Here is a 25,900-nt window from a genome sequence, read left to right as displayed (position 1 = left end):
ACGTGGGCGCGCGCCTGCAAAACCGTTATGTCGCAGGCCGCAGAATATCGATGTACCTATGTCGGAACAACGGTCTCGGCGAGCGTTCCTCGCGACCGCCGGCGGTGCGGCGGCGCTCGGGCTCGCCGGCTGCACCGGCGGGAGCGCGAGTGGCGGGGCGACCGAGACTGCGACTGACGGCGCGGACACGACGGATTCGACGAGCGCGACGGATGTGACGAGCGCCGGCGGGACGGGGGCGGTGACGGTCTTCCACGCGGGGAGCCTCACGGTGGCGTTCGACGACCTCGAAGCGGGTTTCACGAGCGCGTACGACGCGCGCGTCACGCAGGAGTCCGCGGGGTCGGTTCGGTCGACGAAGAAGGTGACGCAGCCGCCCCACCGCGCGGCGGACGTCCTCGCCGTCGCCGACTTCCGCCTGCTCCGCGACGACCTCCTCCCCGACTACGGCGACTGGTACGCCATCGTCGCGACGAACGCGATGACGCTCGCGTACACGGAGGATTCGAAGTACGCCGACGAGTTCGGGCCCGACACGTGGTGGGACGTGCTCGCCAGAGAGGACGTCACCGTGGGCCACTCCGACCCGGCCGTCGACCCGAACGGCTACCGGTCGCTGATGGCGATGGACCTCGGCGCGATTCCCTTCGAGGGCGACGCGCTCTACGACGAGGCGGCGCGGGACGCGATGAAGGCGAACGCGACGAATCCGTCGAGCGACGAGGTTGACCTCATCGGGCAGCTGCGCTCGGGGAAGCTCGACTACGCGTGGGGGTACGAGTCCGCCGGCGAGAGCCACGGCGTGCAGACGGTCGACCTCCAGCCGGAAGTCGACCTCTCGAAGGCGACGAGCGCGTACGCCGAACACTACGCGAAGGCGAGCGTCGACGCCGGCGGAACGACCTACACCGGCTCCCCCATCGCCTACGGCGTCACTGTGCCGAGCACCGCCGAACACCCCGAGTGGGGGGCGCGGTGGGTCGAATACCTGCTCGGCGACGGCCAGAGCGCGCTCGACGCGAACGGCTTCGTGGCGCTCGACGCGGCCGTCGTCCCCGAATCGCACGCCGACGCCGTCCCCGACCGCGTGCTGGCGCACGCGTCAGTCGAGTCGTCGCTCGGCCCGATGGCGCTCTGATGGCGGGGGCGTTCGCGGGCGCGCGGTCGGCGGGCCGCCTCGACGCGCGCGTGCTCGTCCTCGCCGTCGCCGGCGTCCAGCTCGCGGCGTTCACCGTCGCCACCGTCCTCGACCGGCCGACGTGGTACGTCGTCTTCGCCGTCGCGAGCGCGGGCGTGCTCGGCTGGCGGACGAACCGGGGCGCGTTCGGCGTCGCCGCCGCGCTCCTCGGCGGCGCGCTCGTCGTCGCGCTCGCCTACCCGCTCGCCGCGCTCGTCACCTTCACGTCGCCCGCCGCGATTCTCTCGAACGCCACCGACCCCGCGGTCCTGCGGACGCTCTACCTCTCCGTCTACGCCCCGCTGCTCGCCACGCTGCTCGCGTTCGTCCTCGGCGTCCCGCTCGCGCTCCTCCTCCGCCGGGGGTTCCGCGGGCAGGCCGTCGTCGCCGCGCTCGTCGACCTCCCGCTCGTCGTCCCGCACTCCGTCGCCGGGCTCGCCGTCCTCCTCGCCTTCGGGAGCGGGCACGCCTTCCCCACGGTGCCCGTCCTCGGGGCGATGCCGGGGCTCGTGCTCGCGCTCGCGTTCGTCTCCGCGCCCTACATGGTGAACGGCGCGCGCGAGGGGTTCGAAGCCGTCGACGAGAACGTCGAGCGGGCCGCGCGCTCGCTCGGGGCAAACAGGGTCGAGACGTTCCGGCGGGTGACGCTCCCGCTGGCGCTCCGCGGGCTCGTCTCCGGCGCGGTGCTCTCGTGGGCGCGCGCCGTCTCCGAGTACGGCGCGGTCGCCGTCGTCGCCTACAACGTCTCCTTCTTCTACCCGCCCGCCGGCGAGCGCGTCCAGGGGATGTTCGGCTCCGTGTTCGTCGTGCGCCAGCTCGACGTGAACTTCGAGTCGGCCGTCTCGGTCGCCGTCCTCCTGCTCTGCGTCTGCGTCGTCGTCTTCCTCGCCGTCAGAACCCTCACCGGGACGCGCGGAGCGTGGTCGACGTGACCCTCGACGTCGACGTCACGGGGACGTTCACCGACGCCGACGAAGCGTTCACCGTCACCGCCGACCTCACCGTCGAGCGCGGGGAGACGCTCGTCGTGCTCGGCCCGTCGGGGTCCGGGAAGTCCCTCCTCCTCGAACTCGTCGCGGGCTTCCACGACGCCGACGGACACGTGCGCCTCGACGGCGTCGACCTCGTCGACGCCCCGCCGGAAGAACGAGGAACGGGGATGGTCTTCCAGAACTACGCGCTCTTCGAGCACATGACCGTCGCGGAGAACGTCGCGTTCGGCGCGAGATACCACGAGAACCCGCGGGATGCCGACGACGTGCTCGACGCGCTCGGCGTCGCCGACCTCGCAGAACGCTCGCCCGACACGCTCTCCGGCGGGGAGTCCCAGCGGGTCGCGCTCGCCCGCGCGCTCGCCGTCCGCCCCGACGTCTTCCTCCTCGACGAACCGCTCTCCGCGCTCGACGCGCCGACGCGCGACGCGCTCCGCCGCGTCCTCCTCGACGTCCTCGACGGCGAAACCGCCGTGTACGTCACGCACGACCGGACGACCGCACGCGCGCTCGGCGACCGCGTCGCCGTCATGCACGGCGGGGAGCTCCAACAGGTCGGAACCCCCGACGAGATATTCGAGCGCCCGGGCTCCGCGTTCGTCGCGCGCTTCACCGGCGCGAACGTCCTCACCCGAGATTCCCTCCCCGACGCCGTGACAGCGAGGCTCCCCGCTGGCGAACGCGTCGTCGTCCGCCCCGAGCACGTCACGCTCGACCCGGCCAGCGCGGACGCCGGTGAATCGGGTGTGCTGTCCGCGGCCGTGGAGCGCGTCGTTCGCGAGGACGCCGCGTACCGCGTGACGGTCGCGCTCGACGACGCCGGAACGCGCCTCGACGCCTTCGCGGCCGAACCGCCCGGCGGGGAGCGCGTTTCCGTCTCCTTCGCCGCCGGCGCGCTCCACGTCCCGAGGGACAGGGCCAAACCGGAGGAGGGCGAAGCGGAGGTATGAGCGACCCGCAGTCCTCGTGGGCGGAGTTGTTCGAACGCGCGAGCGAATACGACGTCTCGCTCGACGACGTCACGGCGGCGCTCGCGGAGGTCCGCGATGACTGACACCGCGCGCATCGTCGCGGACGCGGACGTGCTCGCCGCCGACCTCTTTCTCGATGGGTCCGCCCGCGAGGTCCTCGACGCGATTCGCGCACACGACTGGCTGACGCTCGTCGCCACGCCCGAACTCCTCGACGACGCCGAAGCCGTCATCGAACGCCTCGGCGACGACGCTCTCGCCGCCGACTGGCGCGCGCGCATCGAAGACCTCGCCACGCTCGTCGACCAGCCGGCGGGCGACCGTCCGGCGCTCGCCGCCGCCTACCGCGGCGACGCCGCCCACCTCCTCACGACCGACGGCCGCCTCACCTCCATAGAAACGAACGCGACGCTCAAACCCCGCGTCGAGACGAGCATCAAGACACCGGACGCGTTCGCGCGCCTCCTCGACCCCGACTCCCTCTACGAAGCCCTCCACGAGAACCCCTACCCCGGTCCGGACCGCGACCCGCGCGCCTGAAACGAGAGTCGCGGACAGTCGACGGGGTGACAGCAGAACGGGGTAGTCACCCCTCCGCAGCCAGCGACGCACTCGATACGGGCGGGGAATCGAAAGGGGTTCTCGCGAGGGCCGGAGTCCACGCGAGCAAAGCGAGTGTGGGCAAGGAGGAGCTTGCCTCCGACTGAGGGCGAGTGAGAGCGAGCGGGACGACGTACGTCCCGCCATGGCGACCTGAGGCGTCGGCCTGCCGGCCACTATCCGTGAGGAAGGAACGAGCGAGCGGATGTGCCGCGCAGACGGCGCGTCGGGGAGCGGATCGAGCTTTCGGAGCCGTCGAAAACGAGCCTGCGACCTCTCGCGAACCCTGCTTACTCGTTCTCCTCTGCGAGCCAGTCCGCGAGCTTCGCCAGCGCGCGCCCGCGGTGGCTGAGCGCGTTCTTCTCCGCCGTCCCCATCTCCGCGAACGTCTTCCCGTCGTGCTCGAAGATGGGGTCGTAGCCGAACCCGCCGTCGCCGCGCGGCGCGACTAGCTGCCCCTGCACCGCCCCGGAGAACGTCTCCGTGGCGTCGCCGTCCGTGTACGCGACGGCGCACCGGAACGCCGCGCGGCGGTTGTCGAGCGACTCACCGAGCTTCCAGACGCGCTCGACGCCGAGCGTGTCCTCGACGTACGCCGAATACGGTCCCGGGAACCCCTCCAGTTCCTTCACGAACAGGCCGGCGTCGTCGACGATGACGGGATCGTCGCCCGGCGCGGCCTCGTAGGCTTCCTCCGCGCCGGACGCCGCGATCTCCGCGAGGCTGTCGCTTTGCACCTCCACGTAGTCGTAATCGTACTGGTCGACGTCCGCGAGCCCCGAGAGATACTCCTCGGCTTCCGCGACCTTCCCCGCGTTCGTCGTGACGAATCGGACGGTGCGCTCCATACCCCCGGATAACGGCCGTGCGGAAAGAGCGTTCGGATTCGGATGCGACGGCGAAACGGGAGAAAGAGATTAGTCGACGACGACTTCGACGGCGTCCTCGGCGGCGTCGCCGAAGTCCTCGTCGCCGGACTGCTGGGCCTGGTAGTAGAGCACGCCGGCGACGGCGAGGACGACCCAGGACCGCCAGTTCGCGAGGTTGAGCGTGTAGCCGATGCCGAACGGTTTCTCGACGAGCATCCCCTCGCCGGGCTGCCAGTAGGACTCCAGCATCCGACTGATGGAGGGGCGTTCGAAGTTGTACGGGACACCGAACAGTTCGCCGGTCGTCGGCTTGTCGGACATACCGACACCTACGACGGAACCAAGGAAAACAGTTTGGGGAACGGGCCGCCCGCCTCAGTCCCTGACGGTGCCGCCGTAGCGGCCGCGGCCCTCGATGTCGCGGAGCCGGTCGAGGACTTCAGCGTCGCCGTCTTCGGCGTACGCGGCTTCGAACGCCTGCCGGAGGACGTCGGCGTCCGCGGCGGTTCCGGCGAGCGACTGCTCGAAGACGTGGAGGTCCATCGCGTAATCCTCGACCTCGTGGCTCGTGAAGCCGAGGCCGAAGTCGATCGCAATCACGCGCCCCCCGTCTGTGACGCGGGCGTTCCGCGTGGTTGGGTCGCCGTGGACGATGTCGGCGTCGTGGAGGGCGGCGAGGTGCCGGCCGAGCGAGGCGACGTGCTCGCTCGTGAGGGCGTCGCGGAGGTCGCGGTCGCCGACGCGTTCGAGTTCGAGGGTGTGTCCGTGGACGTCGACGTCGAAGACGACGGGCGTGGGGACGCCGTCGCGGCGCGCGGCGCTCGTGAGCCGGGCTTCCTGCCGCGTTCGCTCGCGGCGGAGCGTCTCGTCGAGTTCGGGGTGGCGGTACGGTTTCGACGCGCGCGCCTTCCGCACGCGGTCGTCGTCGAAGGTGACGGTCGCCTCCGCGCCCTTCACGTCGCCGCGCTCGTCGACGGCGACGAAGAGGTCCTCGTCGTCCCGCCACGTCACCGGAACTTCGTCGGGCCGGAAGTCCGAGTCCACGCCGGAGTCCTCGACGTCGAGCGTGTCGCCGGCGGCCGCCATCTTCGCGCCGAGCACCGCAATCATCCCGGCGTTGTCCCGGAGGAAGCGCGGTTCGGGCGCGTAGAACTTCGCGTCGCGCGCCTCGCACATCTCCGCGAGCATCTCCCGCAGCCGGGCGTTCTGCCCGACACCGCCACCCAGGACGAGTTCGTCGCGGCCGGAGAGGCTGAGCGCGCGCTCCGCCACCTCCGTCAGCATCGCGAACGTCGTCTCCTGCAACCCACAGCAGACGTTCTCTACCGGTTCGCCGTCGTCGTACGCCTGCTTCGCCGCGCTCATGATGCCCGAGAAGGAGAAATCCATCCCCTTCACGACGTACGGGAACTCGACGTACTCGCCGTCTTTCGCGTGCTCCTCGACTTTCGGCCCGCCGGGGTGGCTCCAGCCGACGTGCCGCGTGAACTTATCGAGGGCGTTCCCGATCCCCGTGTCCATCGTCTCACCCAGCACCCGGTACCGGCCGCCGTGGTAGCCGAGGACGTGCGCGTTCGCCCCCGACGCGTTCAGACAGACGGGGGAGTCGAAGCCCGAGCGGTGCCGGCCGATTTCGAGATGCGCGACCATGTGGTTCACGCCGACGAGCGGGACGTCGAGCGACTGCGCGAGCGCGCGCGCCGCCGTCCCCGCGATGCGCAGACACGGCCCGAGTCCGGGGCCGCGCGAGAACGCCACCGCGTCGACCGGGCCGTCCGCGCTGTCGAGCGCGCGCTCGACGACCTGGGGGACGTGCTCGCGCATGTGCTCGGCGGCCTCGCGCGGATGGATGCCGCCGCTCGCCGGCTCGTACGCCTCCGAAAAAATGTCGACCGAATCGGCGTCCGCGTCGAACACCGCGGCGCTCGCACACCACGCCGTCCCTTCGACGCCGAGTACCCGCATCAGTACCGCGTTACTTCCACTCGGTGTATCCGCACTTCCCGCAGTGCTGGCGGTCGGCGTGGTCCGCGAGGAAGGTGTCGCCGCAGCGCGGACACTGCTCCTTCGAGATTTCGCCGTCGTCGTAGTAGTCGGAGCGCGGCATTACTCCTCGCCCTCCGCTTCCGCGGCCTCGCCGGCCTCGGCTTCGATCTTGTTCCGCTCCAGCATGTAGTCCTGCTCGACGTCGGTGGCGACGGCGGCGGACTCGTAGACTTTCGCGTACCCGACGGACTTCCGCATCCCGAACTTCGTATCGACGGAGTGGACGACGACCTCGTCCGAGTTCTTGTCGAGCGCCGCCGCGAGGCTGTCGCGGACGGAGAGACGGGAAGGCGTCGCTTCCTCGTGCGTGATTTCGAACTGGACCTGCGTCCGGTGAAGGAGGGGATTGTCCTCCTCCGAGATGATGTCGATTTCCATGGCTAGTTGTCCTATATAACGCGCGCATCGGCGTAAAAGGATTACGAACGACCTTTTTACTCTGCGGGAGGTGCCCTCTGGACGCCCCCGCTCGGCAAAAGCTCGACCAAACGCCCCGTCACCCAACCTCGGTCGGAGCCCACTCCGACTTGCCCGCGTTCGCTTCACTCACGCGGACTCCGCGGCGAGCGAACCGGCGGCCGTCACGCGAACTCCCGTAGGGAGTGAGTGTGACTCAGCGAGAGCTTGCTCTCGCGCGATTCCGGGTCCTGACGGACCACTCGGTCGCCGAGTGCTCGCGAGAGACTCCCGCAACGGTCGATAGGCAGTGAGGCCGCCGGTCTTGACACACGTTTTTGCGTGGGCGGCGTAACGTCCCGGTATGTCCCCGAAGGCGGCGACGATACAGCGAATCGGTCTCGCGCTGCTTCTGTTCGCGATATTCCTCCGCAGCGGGTCGGCAGACGGGTCGTTCACGGCGTGGGCGGTCGCCGTCGTTGGACTCACAATCGTCGTGCTGGCGTGGTTCGCGTCGCGCGCGGCGAGAGTCCAAGAGCGGCGACGCTCGAACCTCGAGAGCGAGTAGGAGAACGCGAGGAGGCGATTACTCGAGCGCGGCCCAGAACGCGTCCGTCGTCTCTAACTCCGCGGCGAGGTCGCGCATCTGCTCTTTGAGGCGGCTGGTGACGTTCGCGCGCACCATCCCCTCGCCCGGCTGCCCGTAGACGACCGTCGCGTCGACGGGCGCGGCGAGCACGGCGGGAACCGTCGCTAGATCTTCTTCGCCGTCCACCATCACGAGCGTCGTGTTCGTCGGCGCGCGGTCGATGGCGGCGACGAGCGCGTCCAGTAGCTCCTCGGAGACGGTGCCAGGGTCGCTCGCGACGTGGACGTCGGTGTCGGCGTCCGGCAGCCCCTCGAGGACGTCGTCGTCGACGGCTTCGCGCTCCGTGCGGCCGTCGACGACCGCGACCGCGGGCGGCGCGCCCGCCCGAGTGAGGTGGTAGGTGACGACGTCGCCGACCGCGATAGTGAACGAACCGGCGTCCGCGAGGAGTTCGGTCGCGTCCGTGAAGACCGGGCCGACGGGGTCTTTGAAGGACGCGCGCGCCTCCTTCGGCAGGGTCGCAGCGGGCTTCACGGCGCTAGCGGACCTTCAGCGCGTACTCGCCCGCTTCCGAGACCTCCATCTTCTCCGCGATTTCGGACTCCGCGGGGTGCGTGATGACGACGTAGCCCGCCCAGTCCTCCGTGAGCGAGTTCGACCCGCAGAACGGGCAGACCTCCTCGTCGGGCTCGACGATGCGGTGGCAGTCGTGGCAGGCGAGGCGGTTCGACGCCACTATTCAGCCTCCTGCTCTTCTTCGTGTTTCGCGCGCAGCCACCCGTGCTTCCCTAATCCCGGCTGTTTCGCCGTCAGCCCGATCTTCGACTCCCGGGGGTTGCGCTCGTCGATGCTCTTCGTGACGATGCGCGTCCGCACCGCGTCCCCCGTGCCGAGAATCTGATTCGACTCGCGGGACGCCAGCTGCTGGTTCTCCTCGTCGAACGCCAGGTATTCGTCCGAAATCTGGCTCACGTGGAGGAGTCCGTCGACGGGGCCGATGCCGACGAACGCCCCGAAGTTCACGACTTCGACGACCTCGCCGTCGACGACCTCCTGCATCTCCGGGTCGTACGTGACGGCGTCGAACTCCGCCTCGTAGTACACACCAGGTCGGTTCGGGAGGACCGCGCCGTCGCCGATGTCGTGGACGTCCGTGACCGTGACGATGCTTCCGACCTCCTCGTCCATCCGGCCCTCCAGTTTGTCCTGCAGGAGTCGTTTCACCAGGTCCGGCGTGACGTCTGCCAGATGCCGCGGGGGTACCTCGATCGTGTCCTTCAGCCTCGCTCGCTTGTACATTATGGGTAAGTGCGTGTGAGTTTACTCCGGCCCCGTAAATGCATTACTTCAACGCCCGCGTCCAGCAGGCGTTCGCGCAGCGGGGCGTCGTTCGTCGCGACGGCGTCCACGCGGCCCGCGTTCGCGAGCGCGACGAGGGCGTCGTCGCCGTGTGAATGCTCCGTCTCCACCGTCTCGCACCGATCCGCCAGGTCGAGCGCCACGGACGCCGCCGTCGCCTCCCGCCCCGCGCCCGCCGAGAGGTTCCGGAGCTCCCGGCGGACCGCGGCGGGCGCGACGGGCTCGTAGTCGGGGAGTTCCCGGTCGAGCTCGTCGAACACCCTGACGCCCACTTCGACGGGCATCATGAGCGCGCTGGCGTCCATGGCGACCTTCATCTATTCCGCGCCGAGCGTGCCGACGCCGATGAGCCGCCAGCGCGCGCCGACGCGGCGGTTGATCGCGATCTTCGCGCCCTCGGGCGCGCAGACCGGGCGTTTCAGTTGGACTTCACACTCGCCGGAGCGCGCGGACGTGACCGCGCCGACGGTCGTCGCCGTCCCGACCGTGAGCATGAGGGGTTCGCCGGTCGAGATGTCCTCCACCTGCTCGCCCTCTTCCGCGCCGACGAGGCGCTCTAAGAGGTCGACCTGCATCGTGAAGTCGTTCCAGACCGGGGGGAGGGCGTCCGGGTGGCCGGCGACCTGGCCGGCGAGCGCGTCGCCCTTCGTCAGCGACGGGTCGAGCCCCGTGCCGACGCCGAGGAGCCCGCCGGGGCTCGCGTCCTCCACCATCTCGCCGCCCGCCTGGATGGAGCGCACGTTCGTCTCGACCGACCGCCACTCCGTCTGCCCCTCCTCGTCGACCTCGCGGCCCGGGCGGATTTCGAGGTCGTCGTCCACGGAGAGTTCGCCCTGCACGAGACTCCCGCCGACGACGCCGCCGTTGAGGTCCTCCCAGGTCGTCCCCGGGCGGTTGATGTCGAACGAGCGCGCGACGTACATCCGCGGGTCGACGTCGGGGTCGCGCTCCGGCGTCGGAATCTCCCGCTGCAGCGCGTCGATGACGAGGTCGAGGTTGATCTCCTGCTCCGCGCTCACCGGGACGACCGGCGCGTCCTCGGCGACAGTGCCCTCGACGAACTCCTGGATCTCCTCGTAGTTCCGCTGCGCCTCCTCGGCGTCGACGAGGTCGACCTTGTTCTGCGCGATGACGATGTTCTCGATGCCGATGATGTCGAGCGCCATCAGGTGCTCCTCTGTCTGTGGCTGCGGCACCGGCTCGTTCGCCCCGATGACGAGCACCGCGCCGTCCATCAGGGACGCCCCGGCGAGCATCGTCGCCATCAGCGTCTCGTGACCCGGCGCGTCCACGAACGAGACCGTGCGAAGCACCTCCGTCTCGACGTCGTGCTCCGGACACCGCTCCTCGACCGTGAACGCCTCCGGCTCCTCGCACTCCGGGCACTTCCGGAGCGTCGCGTCCGCGTACCCGAGACGGATGGAGATGCCGCGCTTCATCTCCTCGGAGTGCTGGTCCGTCCACTCGCCCGACAGCGCACGCACGAGCGTCGTCTTCCCGTGGTCAACGTGACCGACCAGCCCGATGTTCACCTCCGGTTGTCGATGATTTCCTGCCATTGAGTAATCTTGGGTGAATTTCGCCCCGAGACCCAGTTAACCCCTTCGCTTCGACCTTTTACTGGGCGCGGCCTCCGGCCGCGCGCTGTAAAAGCTCGACCAAAAGCCCCGTCACCCCACCTACGGTGGGGTTCGGGGCCTCGCCGCTATGCGGCGAGTGAATCGCGGGCCTTCCGGGCTCTGACGAGCCGCTCGGCCCGCGAACGCCCGACATACCTTCGTTGAGGCTCTATCGAGCCACTCGGGTCGCGAATGCTCACAGGTGGATGTCTCGTTTAGAGGTAGGGGCGGAGGAGGTCGCCGTCGTGGAGGTCTTCGGGGAGGTCGTCGAACCAGCGTGCGGCGCGGATTTCGGCGTCGTGGACGCCGAGCGAGGCCGGGTCGCCGACGGGGCCGCTGGCGTGAGCGGCATAAACGACGTACTCGCCGGTGAACCATTCGTCGCCGTCGTCGTCGACGTAGGTCTGGTCGAGGACGACGAGCGGGTGCTCGATAGTCGCGTCGAGGCCGGTCTCCTCGCGGACTTCGCGGCGCGCTGCCTCCCGCGGGGTCTCGTCGGGTTCGACGCCGCCGCCGGGGAGTATCCAGTCGTCCGACCAGCGGTTCCAGACGAGCGCGAGCCGGCCCTGTGCGTCGCGGACGCGCGCCGCGGCGGTGACGCCCGTCCCCTCGACCGCCCACTCGCGGAGCGAGCGGAGTTTCGACGCGGAGAGGTGGAGCGTCTGCGTCTCCCGCGGCGCGTCGGGCGCGACACCACTTGTCACGCGCGTAACTCTATCGCGAGGGCGGATGAAGGTGTCGGCGGCGTCGGCGAAGACGCTTAACGACGGCGAGTCCAAGGAGGGGTATCGTGCGGGAGTTCGCGTTCGAACTGCGGCTCTGTGGGTGGCTCGAAGACCGCGAGGAAGGAGTCGTCGCGCGGCAGCTCGGGACCTCGGTCGAAGGACGCGGGAACCGTATTCTGGACGTGCTGCTCGTGCGTCCCGGCCCCGAGTTCGACGCGCGGACGCGGTTGCCGCCGGGAGAGATACCGCTGGCGGCGATTGAATCCGACGCCGGCGTGGGCGAGTGGACGCCGGTGACGGACGCGGTTCCGGGGCCGCCGGAGCGCGCGCGACGGGTCGCCGAGCGCGCCGCCGACGTCGGCTACCTCGAACTGGAGCGGAAGGGCGGGGAGGCCGTCGTGCGGCGGGTCGCGCGCTACCCGGGAGAGTGGTTCGGCGACCTCGTGGGCGTCGAGAACAAACCCGACCTCGGGCGGCCGGGCGACCTCGCCTTCCAGCTCCGCCACGACGTGGCGCTCGGCCTCCTCGACGAGGTCTGGCTGGCGACCGAGTCCTACGTGACGGGCGCGCACCTGAATCGCATCCCGGACGCGGTCGGCGTGGCGCGCGTCGACGCCGACGCGCTCGCGGCCGGCGGCGAAGACGCCGAGGAAGCCGTCGAGGTGGTTCGGGAGGCGACGCCGCTCGACACCGCGGGAGCGGGCGTCGAGGTTCTCGACGAGCGGCCGACGGAGACGGCCATCGAAACCGTCGACGGCGCGGCGAAGGCGCGGGCCCGAAGGCGGCTCGCGGAGCGCGCGTACGGGAAGGGGTGGCGGACGTACGGCTTCCCGGACTGCGCCGAGGTCGAGCGCGCGGCGTCGGGGTCGGCGTCGGCGCTCCCGTACTGCGCGTGGAAGGACCGACTCGTGGACGCGGCGAGCGAGTGCGGGCCGGACTGCCCGGGCCACGACGCCTCCGAAACCCAACACCCCGACCTCGACGCGGAACGCGCCGCGGCGACCCCCTGGAATCCGACGCCAGCGGTGCGGACGCGCACGCAATCGCGGCTGGACCGGTGGACGGAGTAACCTTCCCGCCTTCCGAAGGCTCAAATAAACAGACCGCGTGCACGCCCCTAATGACACTCGCAGGACTCCATCACGTGACGCTCGCCGTCCCCGACGTCCCGGCGGCCGAATCGTACTACGCGTCGCTCTTCGACCTCGACGTGCACTTCCGCGAGGGGAGCCGCGACGGCGACTTCGGCACGCTCCCCGGCGGCTGGGACTGGGGCGACGCCGCGGACGCGGGCGTCGACCCGTCGTTGAGCGTCGTCGGCCGCGACTCCCTCCACCTCGAACTCACGGCCGCCGAAGAGCCACAGGAGCCGGGCCACGTCCGCCGCATCGCGCTCGACGTCGGGATGGCGGAACGCATCGACATCCGCGAGCGCGCCGCCGACCTCGACGCGACCGTCACGCAGAACGCGGAGAGCACGCACGTCGAGGACGCCTACGGCTTCGAGTGGGAGTTCACGGAAGCCGACCTCCCGCTCGAGCCGAGCGTCGACGAGCTCGACGTCGAATAACGCGAGTCCCGCTCCCGTTCTACCGCCAGTCGCTCCGGAGGAGCCCGTAGACGTAGGCGTCGCGGTAGTCGCCGTCGTACCACATGGCTTCGCGCCGGACGCCTTCGCGTTCGAACCCGAGCGATTCGACGAGGCCGACGGAGGCGTCGTTGAACGCCCCGATGTCGGCTTCGAGGCGGCGGAGGTTCCGGTCCTCGAAGGCGTACCGGACGAGTTCGCGCGCGGCGTCGCCCGCGTACCCCGCGCCGTGGTGGTCGGGCGCGAACCAGTACGCGAGTTCGGCGGAGCGAGCGCGCGACGTCTCGTCCGGGCCGTACTGCGAGGTCGAGAGGGAGAGGATTCCGAGGGGGTCGCCGCCCTCGCACGCGAGCACGTGCACGTCCGACTCGTTCGAGAGCACGGTCTCGAAGAACTCCGTCGCCTGCGCTTCGTTCGTCGGGTTCACGTCGAGCGCGGGCCGCCACACGCGCGAATCGTTCATGCAGCGCGCGATGAACGGGACGTCCTCGCGTTCGGGCGGTCGGAGCGTCACGTCGTCGCCGCGGAGGAAGACGGGGCCGGGCATACGTCGTGGTCGTTCGGCCGCCGCGAAAAACCTGTGTCTCCGAGGCCGACGCCTCAGAGGTCGTAGGTCTCGCCGTCGACGGCGAGCGGGTCGGCGAACGCTTCGTCGGCGGGGTAGTAGTGGGCGAGGTGGACGAATCGCGCGTTCGCGGCGTCGAGTTCGTCGGCGAGCGCGAGCGCGCCCTCTCGCGTCATGTGTTTCGTGCCGAACGTCCGCGGCACGCCGTCGGCGTCGCGGTGGTCGCCGCCGAGCGGGTGGTGGGGTGCGAGGCTCGCCGGGACGATGGCGTCGGCGAGGAGGAGGTCCGCGCCGCGGAGGGCGTCCCGGGAGGCGTCCGGAATCGCGTAGTTCGTGTCGCCCGTGACCGCGAGTTTTCCGCCCGTTTCGGGGTCTTCGACGACGACGCCGTAACACGCGAGGGGCGGGTGGACGACGGGGACGAGCGTGACGTCGAGGCCGCTCACGCGGAACGTCTCGCCGGGCGCGACGGGCCGGACGTCGAGCGCGTCGAGGTAGTCGTACTTCCGCGCGACCGTCTCCGCGACGCTCTCGCCCGTCTCGGGGTCAGTCTCGTCCGCCGCGAAAACGGGGAGGGCGTCGACGAGCCGGTAGGCGTTCCCGAGGCCGTCGAGGTGGTCGAAGTGGATGTGCGTGATGACGGCGGCGTCCGGCGGCGCGAGCCCCTCGCGGAGGAGCTGGTGGCGGAGGTCCGGCGACGCGTCGAGGAGGAGCGTCTCGCCGCTCTCGCTCTCGACGTACACCGAAAAGCGAGTGCGTTCGACGCCGCGTTCGCGCGCCGCAGTACAGGTGTCGCAGTCACACCCGGGCGTCGGCGTCCCGGTCGTGTCGCCCGTCCCGAGGAGTGTGACGCGCATCGCGGTTAGTGATTGTGACTGTGGTCGTGGTCGTGGTCGCCGTCGCTGTCGGTGTCGTCGGCCTGCAGGGCGTCTTCGAGCGTGTCGAGGTTCCGGAGGTGGTCGCGGTCGTCGAAGGATTGGACCGCGTTCATCAGGTCCGCCTGCGTGAGCGTCGTGCGGTCCTCGAGGAGGGCGTCGAGGACGGCTTCGCGGAGGACGAGCCGGAGGTCGCTCCCCGTCAGCCCCGTCGTCTCCGCGGCGACGGCCTCGGGGTCGAAGTCCTCGATGTCCATGTCGTGCGTGACGAGGCGGAGGATGTCCGCGCGCATCCCGCGGTCGGGTTCGGGGAACGCGAGAATCTCGTCGAACCGCCGCCAGACCGCGGCGTCGAGCTCGTCGGGGTGGTTCGTCGCGCCGATGAGGAGCACGTCGTCGCGTACGAGGCTGATCTCGTCGATGGACTTGAGGAGCGTGTTCACCGCGCGCTTGATGGCCGCGTGCTCGTCCGACGTCCGGGTCTTCGCCACGAAGTCGAACTCGTCGATGAAGAGGATGCACGGCGAGAGCCGCCGCGCCACCTCGAAGACCTTATCGACGTTTTTCGCCGTCTCCCCGAGGTACTGGCTCGTGATCATCGAGAGTTTCACCTCGACGAACGGGAGGTCGAGCTGGTGGGCGAGCCCGCGCGCCGTGCTCGTCTTCCCCGTGCCGGGCGGCCCGACGAACAGGAGCTTCCCGATCTCGTGCAGCCCGACTTTCGCGAGGTAGTCGCGGTGCTCGATGGCCTTCCCGACCTTGCCGACTTCGGCTTCCTGCTCCTCCGTGAGCACGAGGTCGTCGAGGGTGATCTGGAGTTCCGCGGGCGCTTGGACCTCGACGAGGTCCAGCATCTCCTCGTCCTCCTCGTCGAAGTACTCCTCGAGGAGGCTGTCTATCCACTGCGGGTCCGCCTGGACGGGTCGGTTCGCCTGCCGCGCCGCCTCGTAGTCGACGCCGTCGACGACGGACGCGAGCGCCGGGTTGTCGAACACCCGGCCCTCGTCGACGTGGTCCTCGAACCAGTCGAGCGCCATGTCGTCGTCGATGAGTTTCAGCCGCCCGGAGAAGGAGTCCCGGTCGGTGAACATCAGGCTCTTCACGGCGTCCCAGGGGTCGCTCACGCCGGTCGCCGCGCGAGCGTTGTCCTCGCTCGGCGTCGTCGGTCGCGGCACGCCGTCGTCGTCCCAGAGCGCACCCCGCGTCATCGGGGGGAGGTCGTTCTCGTCGAGGTCGGTGTCCCGCTCGTAGATACGCGCCGTCAGCAGGAACTCCACGACGTCGAGGGCCCTATCGCTCATTCCCTCCAACTAGCCGACGCCGGCGTTTAAGCCCGTCGAACCCCGAAACCCTATGAATCCGTCGCGGGCGGTTCGAGGTCGGGGTACCGCGAGTAGTCGACGTAGAAGACGAGCGGGCGGTCCCAGAGGTAGCCCTGGTAGGTCGCGTGCCAGTAGCCGGGGAGGGCGTCGCCGACTTTCTCCTCGTTCTGTGCGAGCGTGATGACGACGGGCGGCGCGTCTTCGAGGTCGCTCGTCGTCGTGGTGCTGGAGACGTTCGCGCCGTAGCTGTCGAAGTACCAGGGGAGCGGGAGCCGCGCGAACCAGCCGGGTGAGTCGGGGCCGTACGCCCGCTTCGTGTCGTTCGGCGCGTAGAACTCGCCGCCGTAGAACGTGACGTCCACGCCGTCGGTGCGCTCGCTGATGGTCTCGACGTCGTGGAGGACGGGTTTCATCTCTCCGGAGGGCTGGGCGTACTGGACGAGGGGGTTGTCCGGGCTCTGCTCGGTGACGTAGGAGGTTTCGGCGGCGAGGCCGCCGGAGAGCGCGAGGCCGCCGACGAGGAGCGCGATGGCGGCGGCGGCGAGAACGGATTCGTCGGCGTCGCGCGCGGCGTCGTGCCAGTCGAGGAGGCGGGCCGCGCCGACACCGGCGGGGACGGCGAGCGCGACGAGAATGTGGAGCGCCGTCCACCCCGCCATCAGGTCGGTGATGGCGACGTAGCCGAAGACGGAGGCGAAGCCCCAGGCGGCGGTGAAGGCGACGACGTCCCGGCCGTCGCCGCGGTAGCGCTCGTGGAGCGTGCCGAGGACGGCGAGCACGGTGAGCGTGAACGCGCCGCCGACGAGGATGTTCCCGAGTCGTCCGAGGTAGGCGACGAAGCTGTGTTGGTGCATCCCCGAGCTCGTCCACGTCTGGAACTCGTGCCAGACGCCGACGGTGGCGGCGGAGAGCACGCCGGGGAGTTGGCCGGGGTCGCCGAGCGCGACGTAGAGGTCGGGTTTCGGGGCGTAGAACGCGACGAAGATGACGGCGAAGAGGGCGAACGCGGCGACGAGATGGTGGAGGACGGCGGCGAGCGGGCGCACGGTCCCGACGGCGAGGTCGCGGAGTTCGGCGAGCGGGTCCTCGCTCCTGACGGCGCTCCGGAAGAGCCGCCAGTCGACGCAGAGCGCGAGCGCGCCGAGCCACGCGACGGGATAGAGGAGGGCGTTCTCCTTCGTCGTGAAGGCGAGCGCGAGCGCGGCGGCCGCGGGGTAGACGTAGCGGACGTCGCGGTCGACGGCTCGCAGGCCGAACCCGACGGCGGCGAGCGCGAACGCGGCGAGGAGGAGGTCGTTCCGCATGAACCGCGAGTAGTAGACGAAGACGGGGTTGATGGCGAGGAAGACGCCGGTGAACAGCACTTCGCGCTCCCGGAGGCGGTCGCGGAAGAGGAGGGCGACGAGCGGGAGGAGCGCGCCGACGACGGCGACGACGAGGCGCGCGGTGACGTCGCTCGGGCCGAGGTGGGAGAAGACGACGCCGTTCACGTGGGGGAGGAAGGGACCGTGGATGATGGCGTTGTACTGCCACTCGCCCGTCTGCATGTAGTGGAGGATCCAGTCGCCGACGCGGCCCTCGTCCTGGTGGGCGACGCGGTCGCCGAGGCGGAAGAGGCGGGCGGCGAGGCCGAGGGCGGCGACGGCGAGGAGGACGGGGAGCGGGCGGCGGAGCCGACGCGAGTCCATGCCGGGAAGTCAGGGCCGCCGCTAAAGGGCTTTTTCGTTCCCCTGCTCGGAGCGCGGCGACGACGGCCGCGACGCTCGGTCCGTTAGCGGCGTTCCCCGAAGAAGAGATTTGATTACCACTGTTTCCGTTTTTTCCGTTTCGACCAACAAACGGAGAGGAACGCGGTGCTGGTTCTCCCGGATTTAAGGTGCGGGAGGTCAGAGAGAGTGGTATGGGTAGCGACACCACGCCCGTCGTCGTCCGAGCCGTTCGAACACCGCAAGGCAAGGGCGGCGGCGTCTTCGCCGACACGCGCTCCGAAGACCTCTCCGTCCCCCTCATCAACCACGTCCTCGACGAGACCGGTCTCGGGAGCGAGGACGTCGACGACCTGATGTGGGGCTGCGCGCAGCAGCGCGGCGAGCAGGACAACAACCTGGCGCGCATCATCGCGCTCCTCTCCGACCTCGGCGAGAGCGTCCCCGCGACCACCATCAACCGGTGGTGTGCGTCCTCGATGCAGGCCGTGATTTCGGCGAGCGACGCCATCCACGCCGGCCAGCGCGACGTCATCGTCGCCGGCGGCGTCGAGAACATGTCCCGGGTACCGATGGAGGGCGGCTACGAGTCCGTCCACCCGGGGCTCTCGGACCTCTACAACGTCCCCGAACTCTCCATGGGGATGACCGCTGAGAAGGTCGCCGAGGAGTACGACGTCAGTCGAGAGGAGATGGACCGCTACGCCGTGCGGAGCCACGAACGCGCCGCCGAAGCCACGGACTCCGGGCGCTTCGACGACGAAATCCTCCCCATCGAAACAGACGACGGGGTCGTCGAGGAAGACGAGGGCATCCGCCGGAGCACGGACTTCGAGACGCTCCAGAGCCTCCCGCCGGCGTTCAAGAGCGACGGCGACGTGACGGCCGGGAACTCCAGTCAGATCTCGGACGGCGCGTCCTGCCTCCTCATCACGAGCGAGGCGTTCGCCGACGAGAACGACCTAGAGAAGCTCGCATACATCGGCGACAACAACGTCGCGGGCGTCGACCCGACCGTCATGGGTATCGGCCCGGTCCCCGCGACGAAAGGCCTCCTCGAACGCACGGGCGAAGACATCGAGGAGTTCGACCTCGTCGAGCTGAACGAGGCGTTCGCCTCCCAGACGCTCTACGCGCAGCGCGAACTCGGCATTCCGGACGACCAGTACAACGTCAACGGCGGCGCAATCTCCATCGGCCACCCGCTCGGCGCGTCCGGCGCGCGCCTCCCCGTCACGCTCATCCACGAGATGCAGAAGCGCGACGTCGACAAGGGCCTCGCGACACTCTGCGTCGGCTTCGGGCAGGGCGCGGCCATCACGTTCGAGAACGCGTAGACGCTTCCACTCTCAGTTTTTGGTGGAGATTTTGCGAGGGAGCCGACGCACCGCGTCGGCGACCGAGACAAAGAGTCCTCGCCGGCAGGGCGCGGCCATCACGTTCGAGAACGCGTAACTCTCGGCGCGCGAAGCGCGCCGTCCTCCCGTTTTTTCGCGGAATGCCGACCGACGTGGTCAGCGAAGCCGCCGTCGCACTCGGTGCAGATGTCGCTACGTCGTGAGCGGCCGTGCGCGACGAGAACCAGAGTGACCGAAAAGTGCGCGACGAGGGGACGAGACGAGAAGTGTCGGTCGAGGACCGCAGTGGGTCGAGGAGTGGTTCGCGTGCCCGGTCAGTCGCCGCGGCACATCTCGAGGGCTTCGTGGACGGCGTCGCGGCGGCCGAGCAGGGTGAGGTGGTCGTCCTTCTGGAGGGTGAACTCGGGGTCGGGGACGTTCGTCTCGCCGCCGCGGCCGACGAGGGCGACGATGACGCCGCCGGGGAGGCGCTCGTCGAGGTCGGCGACGGTGAGGCCGACGACGTCGTCGTTCGTGATGGCGATCTCCTGGACGTCGCCGGAGCGGCCGAGCTCCGTCATCCACGTGGCGAGCGCGGGGCGCTCGATGAGGTTGTCGATGCCCCACGCGGTCGCCATCGCGGAGGAGACGGTGCGGACGCCGAGGTCTTCGAACGCGGCGACGTTGTCGGGGTTGTTCGCCCGCGCGATGATGGTCTCCACGTCGAATTTGGTGTCGGCGAGCTGGCTGACGAGGAGGTTCGCGTCGTCGTCGCCCGTCGCGGCGACCATGATCTTCGCGTTCTCCGCGCCCGCCGACCGGAGGACCTCGGTATCTGTCCCGTCGCCTTCGTGGACGGTGAAGCCCTCGTTCCGCGCTACTTCGACCATGCTCTTCTCCCGTTCGATGATGACGACGTTCTCACCGCGGTCTTCGAGGCGCTCTGCGAGCTCGCGACCGACGGTGCCGCCGCCGATGATGATGACACGCATTGGTATGACGTCGAGGAATTCCGCAATCTGTCTGGCGGGCCCACCCTCTAAGACGACGGTGAAGACGATGACGAGGAAGACCACGCCGACGAGAGTGTTCGCTGCTGCCGGCTGGCTGGACTGGAGCTGGACGGCGAAGAGCGTCGCGACGGACGCCGGAATGATGCCGCGGGGGGCGACCGCGCTCATGAACGCGCGCTCCGAGAAGGTGAAGCGGTTCCCGGTGGTGGAGAGGTAGACGACGATGGGGCGGATGACGACGGCGACGAGGACGGCGATGAGGAGGCCGGCGATGCCGAGTCGCAGCAGGTCGTCGATGGAGAGGAGCGCGGCGAGCGTGACGAAGACGAAGGAGAGGACGATGAGCGTGATGTCGCCCTTGAACGACTCGATGTCCTCCTCGTAGGGGAGGTTGGCGTTCCCGAGGACGATGCCGGCGGTCGCGACGGCGGCGATGCCGGCTTCGGAGAGCATCCAGTCGGCCGCGCCGTACGCGACGAGCGCGCTGGCGAGAACGATCATCCGGGCGTTCTGCGGCGCGCCTCCCGCCGAGAGGTCGATGTGGTTGAGGACGTACCAGACGACGCCGGCGAGGACGAGGCCGACCGCGATGCCGACGCCGAGGCGCGTCGAGAACTCGATGATGACGCCGCGAATCGACGTCGACCCGCCGTGGACGACCTCGAACGCGATGACGGCGAGAATCGCGGCCGTCACGTCGTTCACGACGCCTTCCGTTTCGAGCGCGGCGCTCACGCGGTCGCGCACGGGAACGACTTCGAGAATCGGCGTGATGACCGTCGGTCCGGTGGCGACGAGGAGCGCGCCGATGAGGAAGGAGAGGTCGAGCGGCGCGCCGAGGAGCACGTGGACGACGGCGGCGGTCGCGACGAGCGAGAGCACCGCGCCGACAGTCACGAGCCGCAGCGTCTCCTGTGGCGACTGTCGGAGCTTCGAGAGCTTCAGGTGGAACGCGCCCTCGAAGACGATAATCGCGACCGACAGGCCGACGATGGCCGAGAGCGCGTTCCCGAACGCCTCGGGGTCCACGAGCCCAGCGACTTCGGGCCCGGCGAGAATCCCGGCGAGCAGGAGAAAGAGCACGCTCGGCACGCGGTACTTATCCGCGAGCACCTGGGCGACGACGCCCAAGCCGACGATCGTCGCCACCAACGGGATGAGTTCTGAGCCCGACACTGCCCGGCGCTTCGAACGGAGGGAGGATAAATGCGTGGGAGACGGCGGCGGTCACGGCGGCCTCGCGCGGTCCCCGGCCGTGGTGTTCGGTCTATGCGCGGCTTACGCGTCGTATATCGCGTCGATTTCGTCGCCGTATTTGGCGAGTATCTCGCGGCGTTTCTTCTTCATGGTGGGGGTGAGGAGGCCGTTCGCTTCGGTGAACTCCTCGGGGACGAGGGTGAATTTCTTGATGCGTTCGAACCGCTCGAAGTCCTCGTTGACGGTGTCGACGTCGTCGGCGATCCACGCGCGGACGGTGTCGTCGCGGCAGACGTCGGCGGGGGCTTCGGGGAGGTCGACGCCTTCGCGGTCGGCGCGGCGCTGGAGGCCGTCGTAGCTGGGGACGAGGAGCGCGGCGACGAACTTGTGGCCGTCGCCGATGACGAGGGCTTGTTCGACGAGGTTGCTCGTGGAGAAGGCGTCCTCGATGGGGCCGGGGGGCACCATCTTGCCGGTGGAGAGTTTGAGGAGTTGTTTGGCGCGTTCGAGGAACTCGACGTAGCCGTCGGGGTGGATGTCGACGACGTCGCCGGTGCGGAAGAAGCCCTCGCTGGTAAAGGCGAGTTCGGTCTCCTCGGGGAGGCCGCGGTAGCCGGCGAAGACCTGGGGGCCGCGGGCGAGGAGTTCGCCGGCCTCGCCGTCGGCGTCGACGCGTTGTTCTTCGGTGGCGGCGGCGGGGTCGACTTTCAGTTCGGTGTCGACGACGGCGGGGCCGACGGTGCCGACCTGGGGGTCGTCGATGGGGTTCACGGCGAGGACGGGGCTGGTCTCGGTGAGGCCGTATCCTTCGAGGATGGAGACGCCCATGCCGTGGTAGAGCGCGGCGAGGTCGGGGTCGAGGCTGCCGCCGCCGGAGATGGCGAACTCGAGGTTCCCGCCGATGGCGTCGCGGATTTTCGCGTAGACGAGGCGGTCGGCGACGGCGTGTTTCGCGCGGAGGGCGAGGCCGGGCGCGTCGGCGTAGAAGTAGGCGCGGGCGACGTCGACGGCCCAGTCGAAGATGCGCTGGCGGACGTCGGAGTCGGTGGCTTGCTTGCGGGCGGTGTCGTAGAGTTTCTCGTAGACGCGCGGGACGCTCGTCACCGTCGTCGGGTTCACGAGGCCGAAGTCCTCGCGGAGGGTGTCCGCGGACTCCGCGTAGCAGACGTGCGCGCCGGAGGCGAACATGAGGAAGTGGCCGGCGGTGCGCTCGAAGACGTGGCTGAGCGGGAGGAAGGAGAGCTGCACCGAGGTTTCGTCGACGCCGCCCTCGTCGCTCGCGGCGAACCGCGCGCGGCACTGCGCGACGTTCGCGACGATGTTCCGGTGGGTGAGTTCGACGCCCTTCGGCCGGCCGGTCGTCCCGGAGGTGTAGATGATGGTGGCGACGCTGCGGGGGTTGACGCCGGGGAGGTCGGGGTCGCGCTCGCCGCGGTCGTAGACGTCGCCGAGCGTCCGCACGCCCGACGCCGGTGTCGGCGCGGTCGGGTCGGTCTCTGTGTCCGTCGGGTCGGTCTCCGCGTCCGCCGCGTCGCGCTCGGGCGCGGGGCGGGCGTCCATCGTCACGGTCGTCCCGTCGAAGTCGGTGTCGGCGACGCGGTCCGCGAGCGCGTCGTTCTCGGCGACGGCGACGGTCGCGCCGCTGTCCGAGAGGAGGTGAGCGACCTGTTTCGTCGAGGAGGAGGGGTAGATGGTGACGACGGTCGCGCCGGCGGCGAGGAGCGCGAAGTCACAGAGCGCCCACTCGACGCGGGTGTGCGCGAAGACGGCGACGCGGTCGCCGGGGCGGACGCCGAGGTCGCGGAAGCCGGCGGCGAGCCGGCGGACGACGCCGTGGAACTCGCGATAGGAGAAGTCGGCGTACTCGCCGTCAGCCGGGCCGGGGAGCGGGTCGAGCGAGCGGTCGTAGACGCCGCCCTTGATGCCGGCGGCGGGCCGGTCGGGGAACTCGTCGGCGGCGTTCGCGAGGAGGCCGTAGAGCGTCGTGTCCGTCGGTTCGTCCTCGTAGGCGTCGCGTTCGAGCGCGCGTCGGTCGGTCATCGTTCCTCCTGTCTATCGAGGGAGAGGAGGACGCCGCGGACGTTCATCGCGGTCTCCTCGCGCGCCTTCAGGTCGTCCCAGACGCCCTCGACGTCGTTGTGCTCGGCGAAGTACTCGACGACCGCCTCGTCGTCTTCGAGTTCCGCGCGCTTCGCGGCGACGCGCTCCACCCAGTCAGTGAGCACGTCCTCGTAGTCGTCGAGGACGCTCGTGTCGTCGACCGGCCCGAAGTGCGGGTAGCAGAGCACGTCGGCGTCGAGGCCGCGGAGCGTCTCGACGTCGTCGAGGCACTGCTCGAGGTCGAAGTCGGAGGGCGGACTCGTCTCCCGCACGCGCTCCTCCGCGGGAATCCAGATGCCCGCGGCGTCCGCGACGTACACCGCGTTCGCGCGCCGGTCGTGGTACGCGACCTGGTGGGGCGCGTGGCCCGGGACGTGCACGACGTCCATCGTCCGGTCGCCCAGGTCGACGCTGTCGCCGCCCGAGACCTCGACGACCTGGTCCTCGGGGACGGGTTTCGGCTCGACGTAGAACTGCCACTGGTCGCCGACCGCGCGCTTCGTCCCCTGAACCAGTGCGCTCGGGTCCACGAGGTGGCGGCCGCCGATTTCGTGGACGTAGACGTCCGCGCCCGTCTCGGCGGCGAGGAAGCCCGCGCCGCCCGCGTGGTCGAGGTGGACGTGCGTCACCAGAATCGCCTCGATGTCCTCCACGGCGAGCCCCACTTCCTCGATCGCGTCGAGGATGCGCTCGTAGTTCGTCCCGACGCCCGTGTCGACGACTGCGGGGCGCTCCGCGTCCACGACGTAGACCGCGCCGTACTCCGCGACGTCGTACATGCCCGTGTCGACGTAGTGCACGTCGTCCAACGATTCGACCCCGAAGACGTCGCCGATTGCCATACAAAGAGTGGCGCGCGCCGCGCGCAAAAACGTTCGCCACGGCGAGACGGACCGCCGGAGCCACCGCGAAACGGACCGCCGGAATCGCCGCGAACCCGCCGGAGAGCGGCGGTAGCGCGGTGATTCGGTGACGATGCCCGCGATAGCTGCTCACCGGAGTCGAGCGAGAGCCCCGGAGCCTACGGCTGGGCGCAGATGTCGACGAAGTTCCGGAGGATGGTCAGGCCCGTCTCGCCGGATTTCTCGGGGTGGAACTGGGTGCCGAAGACGTTGCCCTCGGAGTTCGCGACGATGCTGGCGAACTCGGTGCCGTAGTCGGTGGTGGCGACGACGTGCTCGTCGTCGTCCGGGACGGCGTAGTAGGAGTGGACGAAGTAGGCGAACTCGCCGTCGACGGAGCCACCGGAGCCGCCGTCGACGCCGGTGACGAGCGGGTGGTCGCGTTCGACGCGGAGTTCGTTCCAGCCCATGTGCGGGACGGTTTGCTCCTCGCTGAAGCGGACGTTGCGGCCGGGGACGAGGCCGAGGCCGGAGGCGTCACCCATGCCCGCGCCGTCGGACTCCTCGCTCTCGTCTAAGAGCATCTGCATGCCGAGGCAGATGCCGAAGACGGGCGTGCCGGCGTCGGCGGCGTCGTGGATGGCGTCGCGGAAGGGCCCGGCGTTCTCCATCCCCTCGGAGAATGCGCCGACGCCGGGGAGGACGACGCCGTCGGCGGTCGCGAGTTCGTCGGGGTCGTCGGTGACGGCGACGGTCGCGCCGGCGCGTTCGAGGCCGCGGACGACGCTCCGGAGGTTCCCGAGGCCGTAGTCGACGACGACGACGGCCGCGTCCGCGTCGGCGTCCTCGGCCGTCCGGGTCGCGTGCGTACTCATACGTGCTTAGTTGAGGGAAGGCGGCAAGTGGTTTTCCCTCCACGCGGCGGAGGCCGGACGGCCACGACAGGAACGTGGGTATTAATAGAAATATATACCCCTATTTATTCACGATAGAAACATTTATCGGGCGTCTGTCGAATCTGTGAGACGAATCCAATGGTCCAACGGCGTACCTTCCTCAAGTCGGCTGGCGCGGCCGGTGCGCTCGGCCTCACGGCCGGTTGTATCGGGAACTTCGGCGAGCAGGCGTACGGTGACGGGAAGATCAAGTTCCTCATGTCTCCGACGGAGCCGCAGGATCAGATGATGGCGCAGTATCAGCCCGTCAAGGAGCGGCTGAACTCGTACATCGACAGCGTCGACACGGTGGACGCGAAGTACGCGGCGAACTACTCCGCGACGCTCACCGCGATGAACTCGGGCACCGCGGACGTCGCCGAGACGGGGCCGTTCGCCGCCGCGCTCGGCGTGAACACGGACAAGGCCGACATCATCCTCCAGCGGCACGCCTACGGCTCCTGGACGTACCGGAGCGTCATCGTCACGCGGGAGGACTCCGACATCGAACGGCTCTCCGACCTCGAGGGGAAGACGGTCGCGCTCGCCGACGCGCTCTCCGCGTCCGGCTCCCTCTACCCGCTCTACATGCTAAAGCAGGCCGGCCTCTCGATTCCCGACTCCCCGGGAAGCGAGAAGGGCGCCGACTTCACGCCGAACTGGTCGAGTCACGCCAGCGCGAAGCAGGCGCTCCTCAACGACCAGGCGGACGCCGCCGGCGTCGGCTACTTCATCGTCCGCGGCGAGGACAGCGAGTACGTCGACGGCGTCCGCGAACTCGACACGCGGAAGAACATCCCGCGCGCCCCGCTCATCGTCAGCCCGACGCTCTCCGACGAGGAGAAGACGAAGATCACCGAGGCCTTCACGACTGCGCCCGACTCGATGTACTACGGCGAGGACGGCGAGAAGGGCACGGAGGACGACATCTGGTTCGACGGCGTGCGAAAGCGCGGCGTCGACACCTACCAGCCGGTGATCGACATGGCGAACGAACTCGGCTACGGCGAAGACGTCTTCAAGAGCTAACCACTCCCGGGAGCGCGGATACGCTTCACTTCGAAAACCGAAGGATTT

Annotated in this window: 28 protein-coding genes; 9 read left to right on the top strand and 19 right to left on the bottom strand. The window is 69.5% G+C overall.

Features of this window, described 5'->3' with window-relative positions:
- The first annotated feature begins 58 nt into the window (after window positions 1-58).
- The 4 genes from IEY26_RS02325 (at window position 59) to IEY26_RS02310 (ending at window position 3,680) form a co-directional block, all read left to right on the top strand.
- Complete coding sequence (locus tag IEY26_RS02325) at window positions 59-1,138, top strand: substrate-binding domain-containing protein (protein ID WP_188975441.1); 1,080 nt, start codon at window positions 59-61, stop codon at window positions 1,136-1,138.
- Entirely contained in the window at window positions 1,138-2,109 is a 972-nt protein-coding gene (locus IEY26_RS02320; RefSeq protein WP_188975439.1) for an ABC transporter permease, read from the top strand. The genes IEY26_RS02325 and IEY26_RS02320 overlap by 1 nt, the downstream gene beginning before the upstream one ends.
- Window positions 2,097-3,119 (top strand): ABC transporter ATP-binding protein, encoded by a 1,023-nt coding sequence (locus tag IEY26_RS02315; protein ID WP_229773892.1) that lies wholly within the window; start codon window positions 2,097-2,099, stop codon window positions 3,117-3,119. Before IEY26_RS02320 ends, IEY26_RS02315 begins: the two co-directional genes overlap by 13 nt.
- 96 nt (window positions 3,120-3,215) lie before the next feature.
- Window positions 3,216-3,680: a DUF7384 family protein gene (locus IEY26_RS02310; RefSeq protein ID WP_188975436.1), complete on the top strand. Its 465-nt coding sequence runs from the start codon at window positions 3,216-3,218 to the stop codon at window positions 3,678-3,680.
- Window positions 3,681-4,030: 350 nt separating this feature from the next.
- Here the strand turns inward: IEY26_RS02310 and rdgB are convergent, their stop codons facing one another.
- The 5 genes from rdgB to IEY26_RS02285 all read right to left on the bottom strand — a co-directional run bounded on the left by rdgB (window position 4,031) and on the right by IEY26_RS02285 (window position 7,033).
- Window positions 4,031-4,588: an RdgB/HAM1 family non-canonical purine NTP pyrophosphatase gene (rdgB, locus tag IEY26_RS02305; protein WP_188975434.1), complete on the bottom strand. Its 558-nt coding sequence runs from the start codon at window positions 4,586-4,588 to the stop codon at window positions 4,031-4,033.
- Between the two features lie 69 nt (window positions 4,589-4,657).
- Window positions 4,658-4,930, bottom strand: a complete 273-nt coding sequence (locus IEY26_RS02300) for a DUF5808 domain-containing protein (RefSeq protein WP_188975432.1) — start codon at window positions 4,928-4,930, stop codon at window positions 4,658-4,660.
- 54 nt (window positions 4,931-4,984) lie between these two features.
- Window positions 4,985-6,574, bottom strand: a complete 1,590-nt coding sequence (locus tag IEY26_RS02295) for a bifunctional N(6)-L-threonylcarbamoyladenine synthase/serine/threonine protein kinase (RefSeq protein WP_188975430.1) — start codon at window positions 6,572-6,574, stop codon at window positions 4,985-4,987.
- A gap of 10 nt (window positions 6,575-6,584) precedes the next feature.
- Entirely contained in the window at window positions 6,585-6,716 is a 132-nt protein-coding gene (locus IEY26_RS02290; protein WP_188975428.1) for a 30S ribosomal protein S27ae, read from the bottom strand.
- Window positions 6,716-7,033 (bottom strand): 30S ribosomal protein S24e, encoded by a 318-nt coding sequence (locus IEY26_RS02285; protein ID WP_188975426.1) that lies wholly within the window; start codon window positions 7,031-7,033, stop codon window positions 6,716-6,718. The genes IEY26_RS02290 and IEY26_RS02285 overlap by 1 nt, the downstream gene beginning before the upstream one ends.
- A 382-nt stretch (window positions 7,034-7,415) precedes the next feature.
- Here IEY26_RS02285 and IEY26_RS02280 point away from each other — a divergent pair, with 382 nt between their 5' ends.
- Window positions 7,416-7,619, top strand: a complete 204-nt coding sequence (locus tag IEY26_RS02280; RefSeq protein ID WP_188975424.1) for a hypothetical protein — start codon at window positions 7,416-7,418, stop codon at window positions 7,617-7,619.
- A gap of 18 nt (window positions 7,620-7,637) precedes the next feature.
- Here IEY26_RS02280 and IEY26_RS02275 read toward each other — a convergent pair whose 3' ends face one another.
- The 6 genes from IEY26_RS02275 to IEY26_RS02250 all read right to left on the bottom strand — a co-directional run bounded on the left by IEY26_RS02275 (window position 7,638) and on the right by IEY26_RS02250 (window position 11,322).
- Window positions 7,638-8,174 (bottom strand): GTP-dependent dephospho-CoA kinase family protein, encoded by a 537-nt coding sequence (locus IEY26_RS02275; protein ID WP_188975422.1) that lies wholly within the window; start codon window positions 8,172-8,174, stop codon window positions 7,638-7,640.
- A gap of 4 nt (window positions 8,175-8,178) precedes the next feature.
- Window positions 8,179-8,376: a transcription elongation factor subunit Spt4 gene (spt4, locus tag IEY26_RS02270; RefSeq protein WP_188975420.1), complete on the bottom strand. Its 198-nt coding sequence runs from the start codon at window positions 8,374-8,376 to the stop codon at window positions 8,179-8,181.
- Entirely contained in the window at window positions 8,376-8,939 is a 564-nt protein-coding gene (locus IEY26_RS02265; protein ID WP_188975418.1) for a DNA-directed RNA polymerase, read from the bottom strand. The genes spt4 and IEY26_RS02265 overlap by 1 nt, the downstream gene beginning before the upstream one ends.
- Window positions 8,939-9,316 carry a PIN domain-containing protein gene (locus tag IEY26_RS02260; protein ID WP_188975416.1) on the bottom strand — a complete coding sequence of 126 codons (378 nt, stop codon included), beginning with the start codon at window positions 9,314-9,316 and terminating at the stop codon, window positions 8,939-8,941. Before IEY26_RS02260 ends, IEY26_RS02265 begins: the two co-directional genes overlap by 1 nt.
- Entirely contained in the window at window positions 9,317-10,558 is a 1,242-nt protein-coding gene (locus tag IEY26_RS02255) for a translation initiation factor IF-2 subunit gamma (protein WP_188975414.1), read from the bottom strand.
- A gap of 275 nt (window positions 10,559-10,833) precedes the next feature.
- Entirely contained in the window at window positions 10,834-11,322 is a 489-nt protein-coding gene (locus tag IEY26_RS02250) for an NUDIX hydrolase (RefSeq protein WP_188975412.1), read from the bottom strand.
- Window positions 11,323-11,408: 86 nt separating this feature from the next.
- Between IEY26_RS02250 and IEY26_RS02245 the strand changes: the two genes are divergently transcribed.
- Window positions 11,409-12,413, top strand: a complete 1,005-nt coding sequence (locus IEY26_RS02245) for a DUF5787 family protein (RefSeq protein ID WP_188975411.1) — start codon at window positions 11,409-11,411, stop codon at window positions 12,411-12,413.
- A gap of 50 nt (window positions 12,414-12,463) precedes the next feature.
- Window positions 12,464-12,913 (top strand): VOC family protein, encoded by a 450-nt coding sequence (locus IEY26_RS02240; RefSeq protein ID WP_188975409.1) that lies wholly within the window; start codon window positions 12,464-12,466, stop codon window positions 12,911-12,913.
- Window positions 12,914-12,932: 19 nt separating this feature from the next.
- Here IEY26_RS02240 and IEY26_RS02235 read toward each other — a convergent pair whose 3' ends face one another.
- Genes IEY26_RS02235 through IEY26_RS02220 form a run of 4 tightly spaced genes read right to left on the bottom strand, consistent with a single transcriptional unit; the run spans window position 12,933 to window position 17,381 of the window.
- Entirely contained in the window at window positions 12,933-13,478 is a 546-nt protein-coding gene (locus IEY26_RS02235; protein ID WP_188975407.1) for a GNAT family N-acetyltransferase, read from the bottom strand.
- Between the two features lie 53 nt (window positions 13,479-13,531).
- The gene (locus IEY26_RS02230) at window positions 13,532-14,353 is read right to left on the bottom strand and encodes an MBL fold metallo-hydrolase (protein WP_188975405.1); all 822 of its coding nucleotides are present in this window, start codon (window positions 14,351-14,353) and stop codon (window positions 13,532-13,534) included.
- Between the two features lie 5 nt (window positions 14,354-14,358).
- Window positions 14,359-15,672 (bottom strand): ATP-binding protein, encoded by a 1,314-nt coding sequence (locus IEY26_RS02225; RefSeq protein WP_188975403.1) that lies wholly within the window; start codon window positions 15,670-15,672, stop codon window positions 14,359-14,361.
- Window positions 15,673-15,722: 50 nt separating this feature from the next.
- On the bottom strand, window positions 15,723-17,381 hold the full coding sequence (locus IEY26_RS02220) for a flippase activity-associated protein Agl23 (RefSeq protein ID WP_188975400.1): 1,659 nt from the start codon (window positions 17,379-17,381) through the stop codon (window positions 15,723-15,725).
- Between the two features lie 212 nt (window positions 17,382-17,593).
- Between IEY26_RS02220 and IEY26_RS02215 the strand changes: the two genes are divergently transcribed.
- Complete coding sequence (locus IEY26_RS02215; RefSeq protein ID WP_188975398.1) at window positions 17,594-18,736, top strand: thiolase family protein; 1,143 nt, start codon at window positions 17,594-17,596, stop codon at window positions 18,734-18,736.
- A 335-nt stretch (window positions 18,737-19,071) separates the two neighbouring features.
- Here IEY26_RS02215 and IEY26_RS02210 read toward each other — a convergent pair whose 3' ends face one another.
- From IEY26_RS02210 to hisH, 4 genes are all read right to left on the bottom strand, one after another.
- Complete coding sequence (locus tag IEY26_RS02210) at window positions 19,072-20,925, bottom strand: cation:proton antiporter domain-containing protein (protein ID WP_188975396.1); 1,854 nt, start codon at window positions 20,923-20,925, stop codon at window positions 19,072-19,074.
- A gap of 102 nt (window positions 20,926-21,027) precedes the next feature.
- Complete coding sequence (locus tag IEY26_RS02205) at window positions 21,028-22,986, bottom strand: AMP-dependent synthetase/ligase (protein ID WP_188975394.1); 1,959 nt, start codon at window positions 22,984-22,986, stop codon at window positions 21,028-21,030.
- A complete protein-coding gene (locus IEY26_RS02200) occupies window positions 22,983-23,888 on the bottom strand; it encodes an MBL fold metallo-hydrolase (RefSeq protein ID WP_188975392.1) in 906 nt (301 codons plus the stop codon). The genes IEY26_RS02205 and IEY26_RS02200 overlap by 4 nt, the downstream gene beginning before the upstream one ends.
- Before the next feature lie 179 nt (window positions 23,889-24,067).
- A complete protein-coding gene (gene hisH / locus IEY26_RS02195) occupies window positions 24,068-24,763 on the bottom strand; it encodes an imidazole glycerol phosphate synthase subunit HisH (protein WP_188975390.1) in 696 nt (231 codons plus the stop codon).
- Window positions 24,764-24,922: 159 nt separating this feature from the next.
- Here hisH and IEY26_RS02190 point away from each other — a divergent pair, with 159 nt between their 5' ends.
- Window positions 24,923-25,852 carry a substrate-binding domain-containing protein gene (locus IEY26_RS02190; protein ID WP_188975388.1) on the top strand — a complete coding sequence of 310 codons (930 nt, stop codon included), beginning with the start codon at window positions 24,923-24,925 and terminating at the stop codon, window positions 25,850-25,852.
- The last annotated feature ends 48 nt before the right edge of the window (window positions 25,853-25,900 follow it).

It is taken from the genome of Halocalculus aciditolerans, assembly GCF_014647475.1.
In the GTDB taxonomy this organism is placed as follows: Archaea; Halobacteriota; Halobacteria; order Halobacteriales; family Halobacteriaceae; genus Halocalculus; species Halocalculus aciditolerans.
The sequence above is the reverse complement of the archived record's forward strand: the minus strand, read 5'-3'. Positions and strand labels throughout refer to the sequence as shown.

What these genes read in the sequence shown, in the direction of transcription:
- IEY26_RS02220 (WP_188975400.1), bottom strand. Translation starts at nt 17,381, where the DNA reads ATGGACTCGCGTCGGCTCCGCCGCCCGCTCCCCGTCCTCCTCGCCGTC.
- IEY26_RS02310 (WP_188975436.1), top strand. Translation starts at nt 3,216, where the DNA reads ATGACTGACACCGCGCGCATCGTCGCGGACGCGGACGTGCTCGCCGCC.
- IEY26_RS02225 (WP_188975403.1), bottom strand. Translation starts at nt 15,672, where the DNA reads ATGAGCGATAGGGCCCTCGACGTCGTGGAGTTCCTGCTGACGGCGCGT.
- IEY26_RS02200 (WP_188975392.1), bottom strand. Translation starts at nt 23,888, where the DNA reads ATGGCAATCGGCGACGTCTTCGGGGTCGAATCGTTGGACGACGTGCAC.
- IEY26_RS02205 (WP_188975394.1), bottom strand. Translation starts at nt 22,986, where the DNA reads ATGACCGACCGACGCGCGCTCGAACGCGACGCCTACGAGGACGAACCG.
- rdgB (WP_188975434.1), bottom strand. Translation starts at nt 4,588, where the DNA reads ATGGAGCGCACCGTCCGATTCGTCACGACGAACGCGGGGAAGGTCGCG.
- IEY26_RS02295 (WP_188975430.1), bottom strand. Translation starts at nt 6,574, where the DNA reads ATGCGGGTACTCGGCGTCGAAGGGACGGCGTGGTGTGCGAGCGCCGCG.
- IEY26_RS02290 (WP_188975428.1), bottom strand. Translation starts at nt 6,716, where the DNA reads ATGCCGCGCTCCGACTACTACGACGACGGCGAAATCTCGAAGGAGCAG.
- IEY26_RS02265 (WP_188975418.1), bottom strand. Translation starts at nt 8,939, where the DNA reads ATGTACAAGCGAGCGAGGCTGAAGGACACGATCGAGGTACCCCCGCGG.
- IEY26_RS02260 (WP_188975416.1), bottom strand. Translation starts at nt 9,316, where the DNA reads ATGAAGGTCGCCATGGACGCCAGCGCGCTCATGATGCCCGTCGAAGTG.
- IEY26_RS02285 (WP_188975426.1), bottom strand. Translation starts at nt 7,033, where the DNA reads ATGGAAATCGACATCATCTCGGAGGAGGACAATCCCCTCCTTCACCGG.
- IEY26_RS02230 (WP_188975405.1), bottom strand. Translation starts at nt 14,353, where the DNA reads ATGCGCGTCACACTCCTCGGGACGGGCGACACGACCGGGACGCCGACG.
- IEY26_RS02320 (WP_188975439.1), top strand. Translation starts at nt 1,138, where the DNA reads ATGGCGGGGGCGTTCGCGGGCGCGCGGTCGGCGGGCCGCCTCGACGCG.
- IEY26_RS02255 (WP_188975414.1), bottom strand. Translation starts at nt 10,558, where the DNA reads ATGGCAGGAAATCATCGACAACCGGAGGTGAACATCGGGCTGGTCGGT.
- IEY26_RS02215 (WP_188975398.1), top strand. Translation starts at nt 17,594, where the DNA reads ATGGGTAGCGACACCACGCCCGTCGTCGTCCGAGCCGTTCGAACACCG.
- IEY26_RS02235 (WP_188975407.1), bottom strand. Translation starts at nt 13,478, where the DNA reads ATGCCCGGCCCCGTCTTCCTCCGCGGCGACGACGTGACGCTCCGACCG.
- IEY26_RS02325 (WP_188975441.1), top strand. Translation starts at nt 59, where the DNA reads ATGTCGGAACAACGGTCTCGGCGAGCGTTCCTCGCGACCGCCGGCGGT.
- IEY26_RS02240 (WP_188975409.1), top strand. Translation starts at nt 12,464, where the DNA reads ATGACACTCGCAGGACTCCATCACGTGACGCTCGCCGTCCCCGACGTC.
- IEY26_RS02190 (WP_188975388.1), top strand. Translation starts at nt 24,923, where the DNA reads ATGGTCCAACGGCGTACCTTCCTCAAGTCGGCTGGCGCGGCCGGTGCG.
- hisH (WP_188975390.1), bottom strand. Translation starts at nt 24,763, where the DNA reads ATGAGTACGCACGCGACCCGGACGGCCGAGGACGCCGACGCGGACGCG.
- IEY26_RS02280 (WP_188975424.1), top strand. Translation starts at nt 7,416, where the DNA reads ATGTCCCCGAAGGCGGCGACGATACAGCGAATCGGTCTCGCGCTGCTT.
- IEY26_RS02300 (WP_188975432.1), bottom strand. Translation starts at nt 4,930, where the DNA reads ATGTCCGACAAGCCGACGACCGGCGAACTGTTCGGTGTCCCGTACAAC.